This is a genomic window from Yoonia ponticola, assembly GCF_014199395.1.
Taxonomy (GTDB): Bacteria; Pseudomonadota; Alphaproteobacteria; order Rhodobacterales; family Rhodobacteraceae; genus Yoonia; species Yoonia ponticola.
In genome coordinates this window covers 239,482-251,130 of sequence record NZ_JACIJM010000004.1, presented here as the reverse complement: position 1 = coordinate 251,130, position 11,649 = coordinate 239,482, and the positions used below count along the sequence as shown (strand labels likewise).

At 57.0% G+C, this 11,649-nt stretch carries 11 protein-coding genes; 9 read left to right on the top strand and 2 right to left on the bottom strand.

Features of this window, described 5'->3' with window-relative positions; genetic code table 11:
• Positions 1-57: 57 nt before the first annotated feature.
• Complete coding sequence (locus FHS72_RS08595) at positions 58-1,245, top strand: DUF2235 domain-containing protein (RefSeq protein WP_183528075.1); 1,188 nt, start codon at positions 58-60, stop codon at positions 1,243-1,245.
• Here the strand turns inward: FHS72_RS08595 and serS are convergent.
• A complete protein-coding gene (gene serS, locus FHS72_RS08590; protein ID WP_183528073.1) occupies positions 1,242-2,531 on the bottom strand; it encodes a serine--tRNA ligase in 1,290 nt (429 codons plus the stop codon). The genes FHS72_RS08595 and serS overlap by 4 nt on opposite strands.
• Before the next feature lie 205 nt (positions 2,532-2,736).
• Here serS and yajC point away from each other — a divergent pair, with 205 nt between their 5' ends.
• From yajC to FHS72_RS08550, 8 genes are read left to right on the top strand one after another with little or no spacing between them, the layout of a single operon-like run.
• Positions 2,737-3,018, top strand: coding sequence for a preprotein translocase subunit YajC (gene yajC / locus FHS72_RS08585; RefSeq protein ID WP_183528071.1), 282 nt, complete (start codon positions 2,737-2,739; stop codon positions 3,016-3,018).
• Positions 3,019-3,063: 45 nt separating this feature from the next.
• Entirely contained in the window at positions 3,064-5,697 is a 2,634-nt protein-coding gene (gene secD / locus FHS72_RS08580; RefSeq protein WP_183528069.1) for a protein translocase subunit SecD, read from the top strand.
• A 12-nt stretch (positions 5,698-5,709) separates the two neighbouring features.
• A complete protein-coding gene (locus FHS72_RS08575) occupies positions 5,710-6,063 on the top strand; it encodes an Mth938-like domain-containing protein (protein WP_183528067.1) in 354 nt (117 codons plus the stop codon).
• 3 nt (positions 6,064-6,066) lie between these two features.
• Positions 6,067-6,684: a heme ABC exporter ATP-binding protein CcmA gene (gene ccmA, locus FHS72_RS08570; RefSeq protein WP_183528065.1), complete on the top strand. Its 618-nt coding sequence runs from the start codon at positions 6,067-6,069 to the stop codon at positions 6,682-6,684.
• The gene (ccmB, locus tag FHS72_RS08565; RefSeq protein ID WP_183528063.1) at positions 6,681-7,337 is read left to right on the top strand and encodes a heme exporter protein CcmB; all 657 of its coding nucleotides are present in this window, start codon (positions 6,681-6,683) and stop codon (positions 7,335-7,337) included. Before ccmA ends, ccmB begins: the two co-directional genes overlap by 4 nt.
• A gap of 33 nt (positions 7,338-7,370) precedes the next feature.
• Complete coding sequence (locus FHS72_RS08560) at positions 7,371-8,099, top strand: heme ABC transporter permease (protein WP_183528061.1); 729 nt, start codon at positions 7,371-7,373, stop codon at positions 8,097-8,099.
• A complete protein-coding gene (gene ccmD / locus FHS72_RS08555; protein WP_183528059.1) occupies positions 8,096-8,242 on the top strand; it encodes a heme exporter protein CcmD in 147 nt (48 codons plus the stop codon). Before FHS72_RS08560 ends, ccmD begins: the two co-directional genes overlap by 4 nt.
• On the top strand, positions 8,235-8,777 hold the full coding sequence (locus tag FHS72_RS08550) for a DsbE family thiol:disulfide interchange protein (protein WP_183528057.1): 543 nt from the start codon (positions 8,235-8,237) through the stop codon (positions 8,775-8,777). The genes ccmD and FHS72_RS08550 overlap by 8 nt, the downstream gene beginning before the upstream one ends.
• Positions 8,778-8,936: 159 nt before the next feature.
• Here the strand turns inward: FHS72_RS08550 and acnA are convergent, their stop codons facing one another.
• Entirely contained in the window at positions 8,937-11,627 is a 2,691-nt protein-coding gene (gene acnA / locus FHS72_RS08545; protein ID WP_183528055.1) for an aconitate hydratase AcnA, read from the bottom strand.
• Positions 11,628-11,649 lie beyond the last annotated feature (22 nt).

The window sequence follows — 11,649 nt, the reverse complement described above, 5'->3', positions numbered from 1 at the left end:
GCAGACTTGTTGACGTAGGGGAAATCTATCAGGCTTTCTAAAACGGAGGCACCCACGATGAAACGCATTGCGATCTTTTGCGACGGCACATGGAACCGGCATGACGCGCCGCACCCGACAAACGTGGTTCGCATGGCGCAAGCGGTGCGGCTGACCGCCGAAGACGGAATGACCCAGCAGGTGATTTATCAGATCGGCGTGGGGTCGGGGCGCGGTAGTAGCAAGCTGGCCAAAGTTTTGGACAAATTCGGCGGCGGTGCCTTGGGTTGGGGACTGACCGAGAACATCGAAGAGGTCTACCGTGCATTGGTGTTCTGCTACGAGCCGGGGGATGAGGTGTTCATCTTTGGCTTTTCACGCGGGGCCTATACGGCGCGGTCGCTCGTGGGCTTGATCCGGTCGTGTGGTATCCCGCCGCGCGATGCGGTGGGGCGGGTGTCAGAGGCACTGGACCGCTATCGGTCACGTGATGAAAACACCAAACCGGACGACCCGCAGAGCTTCCTGTTCCGCCGTGATTTTTCGCCTTATACCGCCACCAGCGACGCCGAATATAACTGGCGGGTGCAGACCAAAGCGGGGCTGTGCGTCAGGCTGAACCTGAAATACGTGGGCGTTTGGGATACGGTGGGCGCTTTGGGCGTTCCGGGTTTTCTGGCGGCGGCCAAACTGCTGAACAAAAAGTACAAGTTCCACGACATGGAGCTGTCGCGCAGTGTGTTGTCAGCCCGTCATGCGGTGGCGATTGACGAGCGGCGGCGGACGTTTCCGCCAACGTTGTGGGATAATCTGGACAGACTGAATAAGGTCGCGATTGCGGGCGAGGATGATGTGTCGTTGGACCCCAAACAGGTTGGCACGTGGCCGTACCGTCAAGAATGGTTTCCGGGCGATCACAGCACGATTGGTGGCGGCGTTGAAAAGGACGGGCTGGCAGCCGCAAGCTTTGGCTGGATCGCTGAGGGCGCTGTGAATGCGGGGCTGGATATGCGGCCAGAGGTGATCGACCGGATTGCGGGCAATTACAACGTGCGCGAAACGGTGCGCGGCAAAAAGGCCGGCATGTTTGACGGATTTATGGAGCGATTTTCGCGGGATCGCGTCGGCCCAACTGATCCGATTACGGTGTCAGAGGTGACGCGGGCGCGGATTGCTTGTGACGCAAATTACAGGCCCGGATCGCTGGCGAACGTGATGGATGCGGTGCAGCGGGCGCTTGGTAAGGACCCGCTGCTACCTGATTAAACGAGTGTGCCGTCAGCGCTGATGCTGGTTTTGCCACGCAGATACGGGTGCAGGGCCGTTGGCAGATTGATGGACCCATCTTCCTGTTGACCGTTTTCCAGCACAGCGATCAAAGCACGCCCCACCGCAAGGCCAGAGCCGTTCAGCGTGTGGACGAATTCAGGCTTGCCGCCGCCTTCGGGCTTGAAACGGGCGTTCATGCGGCGCGCTTGGAAGTCGCCAGTCGTGGAAACCGAAGAAATCTCGCGGTAGGCGTTTTGACCGGGCAACCATGCCTCAATATCATAGGTCCGACGTGCACCAAAGCCCATGTCACCTGTGCAAAGCAGCACTGTGCGGTAGGGAACTTCGAGACGCTCTAGGATATCTTCGGCGCAGCGCAGCATCCGTTTTTGTTCGTCATCTGATGTGTCAGGGTGGCAGATTGTAACCATCTCGACTTTCTCGAACTGATGCTGGCGCAACATACCGGATGTATCGCGGCCTGCGGAACCGGCTTCAGAGCGGAAGCACAGCGTATGCGCGGTCATGCGGCGGGGTAGGTCGGATGCTTCGAGCACGTCACCTGCGACGGAGTATGTCAGCGTGATTTCGGAGGTTGAGATCAGCCACCAGCCGTTGGTTGTTTGGTAGCTGTCCTCGCTGAATTTCGGCAGTTTGTCGGTGCCGTACATCGCCTCGTCACGGACCAGAACGGGTGTCGAGATTTCCTCGAGCCCGTTTTCCTCGACATGCACGTCGATCATAAACTGACCCAATGCGCGGTGAACGCGGGCGACTGCGCCTTTCATGTTCACAAAGCGCGAGCCCGATGTTTTGCCAGCCGTCGCAAAATCCAAACCCGGCATTGCGGCAGGGATTTCAAAGTGTTCCTTGGCAAAACTCATGTCAGGAACGCTGCCCCACGTTTTCACTTCGACGTTATCGTTCTCGTCAGCGCCGTCTGGCACGTCGTCGTATGGCAAGTTCGGGATCGTGGCGAGAAGGTCGGTCAGGCGCTGGTCTTCGGTTTTGGCTTCGTCGTTCAGCCGCGCGATGTCCGCTTTTTTCTCGGAGACCAAAGCACGCAGGCGTTGGAATTCATCCTCGTCACCGCGGCCTTTGGCGGCGCCTACTTCTTTGGCGGCCTTGTTTGCATCGGCCTGCGCGTTTTCGGCTGCCTGAATTTTCTCGCGGCGGGCTGTGTCGATCGCCAGAATCTCGGACGACAAAGCTGCATCGCCACGGCGGGACAGGGCCGCATCAAAGGCGGCGGGATTGTCACGGATCATGCGGATATCATGCATTTGTTCAGTCCTTGTCTGGAAAGTTGTAAAACGTGCCCCCATATGCCTGAAACAAAGGGTGCTGTGAACCACGAAAAGCGCAGATGTCGCGTTGCCATTTTGGGCGCTCCAACCTAATGTGCCGCGACTTCGGGCTGTGTGCCTGATCTAACATCAAACGTGGGCAGCCTTGCCTGCCATAGACAATAAAGACTGGGGACTATCCATGGACGGCATTCAATCACTTGTGCCACTGCTGCTTATTTTCGGGATCATGTATTTCTTGCTGATCCGCCCACAGCAGAAAAAACTGAAAGAACATCAGGCGATGGTAACCGCGCTGCGTCGGGGCGATCAGGTCATCACCCAAGGCGGCGTGATGGGCAAAGTGACCAAAGTCAAAGACGACAGCAACGAAGTTGAAGTTGAAATTGCACAAGGCGTGAATGTTCGCGTTGTTCGGTCCACAATCGCGACCGTTGTGAGCAAGACAGAACCAGCCAAGTAAACGCGACCAAACGCGCTTGATTTTTGGCCGGGGAGGCCACAACCGATGCTTCAGATTTCCGCATTTAAGCAAACCATGATCTGGCTGACCTGCGTGGTTGGTCTTTTGTTGGCTTTGCCCAATGGCTTTTATTCTAACGTAGAAAAGCACAATGATGCGGCGGTCTTGGTTGAGGCTGGCCAGTCGAACGAACAGCTAGAGGCCGATTACGGCCTTTGGCCGGATTTCCTGCCCTCTGGTCTGGTTAATCTGGGTCTTGATCTGCGCGGCGGCGCGCATTTGCTCGCCGAAGTGCAGGTGGATCAGGTTTATGCATCCGTCATCGACGGCATGTGGCCAGAGGTCCGCGATACGCTGGCCGCAGAACGTGACACGGTTGGTTTTGTCCAGCGTGATCTGGATGCGCCCGAAGATGTGCTGCGTTTCTCCATCTCCGAAGAAGCAGGCGTGTCCGAGGCATTAGCATTGGTGCGCGGTTTGGCGCAGCCGATTGTCAGCCTGACAGGGGCGGGTGCCAGCAATATCGACGTATCGGCCAACGGCAACGTGTTTACTGTCACGCTGTCTGACGCTGAAAAAGCCGCAGTTGATGAACGTACCATCTTGCAATCGCTCGAAATTATCCGTCGCCGGATTGACGAGGTTGGCACACGCGAACCCACAATCCAGCGCCAAGGCACATCACGGATTCTGATCCAAGTGCCGGGCATTGGGTCTGCTGAAGAGGTCAAAGACCTGATCGGCACCACCGCCCAACTGACATTCCAGCCTGTTGTGGGCAGCGTCAGCGATCCAAACACGAACCCCGGTTCGGGCAACGAATTGGTCCCATCGCTGGATCAACCGGGCCTGTATTACATTCTGGAACGCAGCCCTGTTGTGACCGGCGAAGAACTGACCGACGCGCAGCCTGCATTTGACCAGAACAGCCGTCCTGCGGTGAATTTCCGCTTTAACCCGACGGGTGCGCGTAAGTTTGGTAACTACACGCTTGAAAACATCGGCGCACCGTTTGCCATCGTGCTTGATAACGAAGTTATCAGCGCACCGACCATCCAAAGCCATATCCCGGGTGGGTCCGGCATCATCACGGGTGATTTCTCGGTCCAAGAATCAACAAACTTGGCCGTATTGCTGCGGGCAGGGGCGTTGCCTGCGGAACTGACATTCCTTGAAGAACGGACCATTGGACCAGAGTTGGGCCAAGACAGCATCGATGCGGGTAAAATCGCCTGTATCGTCGCGGGTCTGGGCATTCTGATCTATATGACCTTGTCCTACGGGTTGTTCGGTATCTTTGCGAACATCGCTTTGATTATCAACGTCGGCCTGATCTTTGGCCTGTTGTCGATGATTGGTGCCACGCTGACATTGCCCGGCATTGCAGGGATCGTGTTGACGATTGGTATGGCGGTGGACGCCAACGTGATTATTTTCGAGCGCATCAAAGAAGAGATGCAAACCGCCAAAGGATCAGCCCGCGCGATTGAGCTGGGCTACGAGCGCGCATTGTCATCAATCTTGGATGCGAACGTCACGACATTCATCACGGCGTTGATCCTGTTCCTTGCGGGCTCTGGCCCAGTGCGCGGCTTTGCGATCACCTTGGGTCTCGGCATTCTGACCTCGGTCTTTACCGCGATCTTTGTGACCCGTTTGATTATTGTCATGTGGTACGGTCGCAAGCGGCCAAAAGATTTGCCGATCCGTGGCGTGTTGAAACTGGTCAAAGACAACACATCGTTCAACTTTTTCGCGCGTGCAAAGCTGTGGCTGGGCATGTCAGCGGTGCTGGTTGTTGTGGCCTTCGGATCGTTCTTGGCCCAAGGGCTGAACTACGGCATTGATTTCCAAGGTGGCACGTCCATTCGTACCCAATCCGAGCAGATAATTGACGTGGGCGAATACCGCGACGCGATTGCCCCGCTGGACCTCGGGGATGTGACCATTACCGAAGTGTTTGATCCAAACTTTGCGGACGATCAGAACGTCGCCATGATCCGTATCCAAGCCCAAGACGGGCAGGAAAGCGTCGGGATCGACACGATTGACGCGGTGAAAGACGTGCTACTCGCGATTGACGAGACAGTGACCTTCCCATCCGTGGAATCAGTTGGACCCAAGGTATCGGGCGAATTGATCCAGACCGCGTTTGTGGCTGTGGCCTTGGCCGTGGGGGCGATCCTGCTTTATATCTGGATGCGCTTTGAGTGGCAGTTTGCTGTGGGTGCTGTGATCGCACTTGTGCATGACGTGGTGCTGACAATCGGGATTTTCTCGGAGCTACAGATCAAGTTCGATCTGGCGATTATCGCGGCCTTGCTGACCATCGTGGGCTATTCGATCAACGATACGGTGATTGTGTTTGACCGCGTGCGTGAGAACCTGCGCAAGTACAAACAAAAGCCGCTCAAAGAGGTGTTGAATATCTCGATCAACGAAACGCTGAGCCGGACCTTGATGACATCGGTCACCACGATGCTGGCTCTTGTTGCGCTGTTTATCTTGGGTGGCGATGTGATCCGTGGCTTTGTCTTCGCGATGATGTGGGGCGTGTTCATCGGGACATATTCTTCGATCTTCGTGGCGTCGTCCGTGCTACTGATGCTGGGCGTCAAGCGCGACTGGTCGAAAAAGTCGCCTACCGTTGGCAACCAATACGCCAACATTGACGCCTAAGAGGGGACCGCAATGCGCCTGCACGAAATCCACTACGACGACAGCAAACCGATTGACGGCTACGGGCCGGGTTTCTTTCGGATCGGTGGACAAGTGTTCGACGGTGCGATCTGCGCGTTCTCCACAGGTGTTGTGTCGTGGGATGGGTACGGCGACATGGCGACGATCCTGTCGAAAAAGGACGACATCGACGTGTTGTTCGTGGGCACTGGCGCTGAGATCGCACATATCCCCGCCGATTTCCGCGATCCATTGGAAGAAGCAGGCATCGGCGTCGAGGTCATGGCCTCGCCCGCTGCCTGCCGCACCTACAACGTGTTGTTGTCCGAAGGGCGCCGCGTCGCGGTGGCCCTGATGCCGGTGTAAGACATGCTAACCGTCCGCGATCTGACATGCACACGCGGCGGCGCGGCGGTGCTGGCGGGTGTCGGATTTACGGTCAACGCGGGCGAGGCGCTTGTGCTGCGCGGCCCCAACGGGATTGGCAAAACGACGTTGCTGCGCACCATCGCAGGGTTGCAACCTGCGTTGAAGGGCGAGGTTCTGGCCGCGCCTGAAACAACCGCCTACGCGAGCCACGCGGACGGTGTCAAAGACGCGCTGACGGTCCGCGAAAACCTGTCGTTCTGGGCCGAAGTCCACGGCAGCACGCTGGATGACGCGGCGTTCGACCATTTCGATATCGCTGATTTGAAAGACCGGATCGCTGGGACATTATCGGCGGGACAAAAGCGCAGGTTAGGCCTCGCGCGTTTGGCCGTGGTCAAACGGCCCGTGTTGTTGCTGGATGAACCGACTGTGTCGCTGGACGGCTTTTCGGTGAAACTCTTCGCGAAATTCCTACGTGACCACCATCTTGCCAAAGGCGGGGCGGCGGTGATCGCAACCCATATCGACCTCGGGCTGGACCTGCCGGAACTGGACCTGACACCGTTCAAAGCAACAGAGGCCGATAACGACGGGGCGTCCGACGAGGCGTTCTTGTGAAGGCTTTACTGCTCCGTGACCTGCGCCTTGCCATTCGGGCGGGCGGCGGCTTTGGCCTTGGGCTCGCGTTTTTCCTGATCGTGGTTGTGCTCGTGCCGTTTGGTGTTGGCCCAAATGCGGACCTGCTGAGCATTATCGCACCTGGCATCTTGTGGGTCGCGGCCTTGCTGGCGGCGCTGCTGTCATTGGACCGGATATTCGCGCTTGATTTCGAGGACGGATCGCTGGGCCTACTGGCCACATCACCGCTACCACTGGAAAGCGTGAGTGTGATCAAAGCGCTTGCACATTGGATCACCACGGGCCTGCCGCTGTGCTTCGCAGCACCCGTCCTTGGGTTCCTGCTGCACCTGTCACCCGACGCCTACGCCTACCTGATCCTGTCGCTGCTGATCGGCACACCCGGCTTGTCGATGATCGGCACATTTGGGGCGGCATTAACTGTAGGACTGCGACGCGGTGGCCTCTTGCTATCGCTACTAGTTCTCCCGCTATATGTGCCGACGCTGATCATGGGCGCGGACGCGGTGCGCAGGGGGGCAGACGGGATGGCGGCGACCACGCCATTGATGCTACTGGGCGTGATCACATTAGGGTCAATTGCGGTGCTACCGTTCGCGACGGCTGCTGCATTACGGGTCAATCTGCGCTAATGCTGGGTTCGACCAAGGGAGAGACGGAAAACGATGTCATTGTGGGAATATGCAAACCCCAAAAAGTTCATGGATTGGACGGCACCCGTGCTGCCTTGGGTGGCAGGATCAGCGGCGCTGTGCCTGTCCGTTGGGCTGATCTGGGGGTTCTTCTTCACGCCTGATGACTTCCGCCAAGGATCAACGGTCAAGATCATCTACCTGCATGTGCCAGCGGCCTTGATGGCGATCAACGCATGGCTGATGATGCTGGTGGCCTCGCTGATCTGGCTGGTGCGCAGACACCACGTCTCGGCACTGGCAGCCAAAGCGGCAGCACCCGTGGGCATCACAATGACACTGATCGCACTGGCCACAGGGGCGCTGTGGGGATCACCGATCTGGGGGACATATTGGGAATGGGACCCGAGACTGACGTCGTTCCTGATCCTGTTTCTGTTTTACCTTGGGTACATGGCCCTGTGGTCCGCCATCGAAGACCCCGACACAGCGGCCGACCTCACCTCAATCCTGTGCCTCGTGGGCTCAATCTTTGCGATCCTGTCGCGCTATGCGGCACAATTCTGGAGCCAAGGGCTACACCAAGGCGCATCGCTGTCGCTGGACAAAGAAAAAAACGTGTCAGACGTGTTCTGGCAACCGCTGGTGATCACAATGATCGGGTTCGGATTGCTGTTCCTCGCGCTGGTCCTGCTACGGACCCGCACGGAAATACGGATGCGACGGATCAAAGCACTACACGCAAGAGCAAGGAGAGCATGATGCCAGATTTAGGCACATATGCGTTTGAGATTTTGATGTCCTACGGCATATCGCTGGGGCTACTGGGGGCGCTGATCTGTGTCAGCATCCTGCAATCCAAACGGGTTAAGGCTGCACTGCAACAGGTTGAGAATAATGGCTAAAATCCCACCAATGCTGATCCTTCCGCCGGTGATATTCGCAGGCCTTGCAGGACTATTCCTCAGCGGCATGTTCCGCGAAAATCCGGGGCAACTGCCATCAACCTTTGTGGGACAAACGGCACCGCCACTCCCGACCGAATCCGTCACCGGACTACCGTTGCTCACTGCCGAAGACCTCGCATCCGGCGAGGTCACCATCGTGAACTTCTGGGCCAGCTGGTGCCCGCCATGCCGTGCAGAACACCCGTATCTGCTGGAACTCGACGCGCAAGGCTACCGTGTGGCAGGCGTCAATTTCCGCGACCTGCAAGACCAAGCGGTCGAATATCTCAAAGACGACGGCAACCCATTCTTTGCCACAGGCTTTGACCCGCGCGGCAGATCGGCCATCGACTGGGGGGTCACGGCACCACCCGAGACCTTCATCATCGGACCAGACGGCACAGTGCTGCACCGCCAAGTTGGACCGCTCGTCGGATCAGTGGTCGAGCAACAATTCCTGCCAGCGTTGAACGCAGCAATCGACGACCTTTAAGCTTCTTTGACTTCTTCTAAATCCCGGGGGAGCCCGCAGGGCGGGGGCTGGCCCCCTCGATTTTTCGCGAAAAATCGCTCTCCCGACCAAACATATGTCCCATAAAAAGGGCCCCAAACGTCTCCGCTTGGGGCCTTTCGAATTTTCGCGAAAATTCGTTTACGCAGATTTGGACAGGTTCCGCAGCACGTAGTGCAGCACGCCACCGTTTTCGATGTATTCTATCTCAACAGCTGTATCGATCCGGCATTTTACAGTGATGTCTTTCACTGTGCCGTCCGCCATCGTGATTGTCGCAGGAACCTCTTGCAGTGGTTCAATCGTGTCGAGACCAGAGATCGCAACCGTTTCGTCACCGGTCAGGCCGAGTGATTTGCGGCTATCACCACCTGTGAATTCGAACGGGATCACACCCATGCCAACAAGGTTGGACCGGTGGATACGCTCGAAGTTCTCAGCGATCACGGCTTTCACACCGAGCAATGCCGTCCCTTTGGCCGCCCAGTCACGTGAAGACCCTGCACCGTACTGCTCACCTGCGAAGATGACCAATGGTGTGCCTGCTTCTTGGTGCGCCATAGCTGCGTCAAAGATTGCCGCTTGCTCGCCGTCCGGGCCTTTGGTGTAGCCGCCTTCAACACCGTCGAGCATCTCGTTCTTGATGCGGATGTTGGCGAATGTGCCGCGCATCATGACTTCGTGGTTACCACGACGTGAACCGTAAGAGTTGAATTCACGCACAGGCACCTGACGATCAATCAGGTACTGACCTGCAGGTGTTGTGTCTTTGAATGAGCCGGCAGGAGAGATGTGGTCAGTTGTGACCATGTCGCCCAGCACGGCCAGAACTTTGGCACCTGTGAGGTTGGTGATTTTGCCCGGATCTTTGGACATGCCTTGGAAGTACGGCGGGTTCTGGATGTAGGTCGATGCCGCTGGCCAGTCGTAGGTCTCGGAATCTGGCGTTTGCACAGCTTGCCACTTTTCGTCGCCTTTGAAGACGTCCGCGTATTTCTTGAGGAACGCTTCGCGGGTCACTGTTTTCTCGACCAGTTCGTTGATCTCTTGGCTTGTTGGCCAGATATCTTTCAAGAATACGTCGTTGCCGTCGCGGTCCTGACCGATTGCGTCTGTGGACAGGTCGATGTCCATGGTGCCAGCCAGCGCATAAGCCACAACCAATGGCGGGGACGCGAGGTAGTTCGCGCGCACGTCAGGGCTGATACGGCCTTCAAAGTTGCGGTTACCCGACAGCACGGATGTTGCCACCAAATCGCCTTCGGCAATCGCGTCGGACAGTTCTTTTTGGATCGGACCAGAGTTACCGATACAGGTCGTGCAGCCGTAGCCAACAAGGTTGAACCCGATTTTGTCGAGGTCTTCTTGCAGGCCAGCGGCCTCAAGATATTCGGACACAACTTGCGAGCCAGGTGCAAGCGATGTTTTCACCCAAGGTTTGCGATCCATCCCAAGTGCTGCTGCTTTGCGTGCCACAAGGCCCGCGCCGATCATCACATATGGGTTGGATGTGTTGGTGCAGGACGTGATCGACGCGATCACAACCTTGCCTGATTCCATGGTGTAATCTTCACCAGCAACAGCCACTTCTTTGCCCATTGGACGCTTGAAGGTTTCTTCCATTTCACGTGTGAACGCGGTTTTGGCGTTGGTCAGTGCCACGTAGTCTTGTGGACGCTTTGGACCGGAAATCGCAGGAACGATTGTGCCCATATCGAGGGACAATGTTGCTGTGTAGATCGGTGCGTAATCCGCATCGCGCCAGAAACCGTTCGCTTTGGCGTAGGCTTCGACCAATGCAACGCGGTCTTCGTCGCGGCCTGTGTTGCGCAGGTAACGCAGTGTTTCGTCGTCGATTGGGAAGAAGCCACATGTCGCACCGTACTCAGGCGCCATGTTTGCGATTGTTGCACGGTCAGCCAATGGCAGCACGTCCAGACCTTTGCCGTAGAATTCGACGAACTTGCCAACAACACCGTGGGCGCGCAGCATTTCAACGACTTTCAGCACGAGGTCGGTGCCTGTTGTGCCTTCCATCATTTCGCCTGTCAGCTCAAAGCCGACGACTTCGGGGATCAACATGGACACAGGTTGGCCCAGCATTGCAGCTTCGGCTTCAATACCGCCAACGCCCCAACCCAGAACGGCCAGACCGTTCACCATGGTTGTGTGGCTGTCAGTGCCAACGAGCGTGTCAGGGTAGGCCACTTCGACGCCGTGTTGGTCAGTATCGGACCAAACAGTTTGCGACAAATACTCAAGGTTCACCTGGTGACAGATACCTGTGCCCGGAGGAACAACGCGGAAGTTGTTAAACGCCTTCTGGCCCCATTTCAGGAACGTGTAGCGTTCAAGGTTGCGCTCGTATTCGCGGTCCACATTCATTTGGAACGCACGCGGGTTGCCGAATTCGTCGATCATCACAGAGTGGTCAATCACCAGATCAACAGGGTTCAGCGGGTTAATCTGCTGGGCGTCGCCACCAAGTGCCACAATCCCGTCGCGCATCGCGGCCAAATCAACCACGGCTGGAACGCCGGTGAAATCCTGCATCAGAACGCGGGCAGGGCGGTAGGCGATTTCGCGTGGGTTCTTACCACCTTTGTCGGCCCATTCAGAGAACGCCTTGATGTCGTCCACGGACACGGAAAAACCGCCGTCTTCGAAGCGCAGCATGTTTTCCAGAACAACTTTCAGCGCGGCTGGCAGCTTGGAAAAGTCACCAAGGCCCGCAGCTTCGGCGGCTGGAATCGAGTAATAGTCAATGGACTGGCCACCAACGGTCAGGGTTTTACGGGTTTTGGCGGTATCTGTGCCAACGGTTACAGTCATGGCTGTCCCTTTCAAAAATGGA

What these genes read in the sequence shown, in the direction of transcription:
- FHS72_RS08595 (WP_183528075.1), top strand. Translation starts at nt 58, where the DNA reads ATGAAACGCATTGCGATCTTTTGCGACGGCACATGGAACCGGCATGAC.
- serS (WP_183528073.1), bottom strand. Translation starts at nt 2,531, where the DNA reads ATGCATGATATCCGCATGATCCGTGACAATCCCGCCGCCTTTGATGCG.
- yajC (WP_183528071.1), top strand. Translation starts at nt 2,737, where the DNA reads ATGGACGGCATTCAATCACTTGTGCCACTGCTGCTTATTTTCGGGATC.
- secD (WP_183528069.1), top strand. Translation starts at nt 3,064, where the DNA reads ATGCTTCAGATTTCCGCATTTAAGCAAACCATGATCTGGCTGACCTGC.
- FHS72_RS08575 (WP_183528067.1), top strand. Translation starts at nt 5,710, where the DNA reads ATGCGCCTGCACGAAATCCACTACGACGACAGCAAACCGATTGACGGC.
- ccmA (WP_183528065.1), top strand. Translation starts at nt 6,067, where the DNA reads ATGCTAACCGTCCGCGATCTGACATGCACACGCGGCGGCGCGGCGGTG.
- FHS72_RS08560 (WP_183528061.1), top strand. Translation starts at nt 7,371, where the DNA reads ATGTCATTGTGGGAATATGCAAACCCCAAAAAGTTCATGGATTGGACG.
- ccmD (WP_183528059.1), top strand. Translation starts at nt 8,096, where the DNA reads ATGATGCCAGATTTAGGCACATATGCGTTTGAGATTTTGATGTCCTAC.
- FHS72_RS08550 (WP_183528057.1), top strand. Translation starts at nt 8,235, where the DNA reads ATGGCTAAAATCCCACCAATGCTGATCCTTCCGCCGGTGATATTCGCA.
- acnA (WP_183528055.1), bottom strand. Translation starts at nt 11,627, where the DNA reads ATGACTGTAACCGTTGGCACAGATACCGCCAAAACCCGTAAAACCCTG.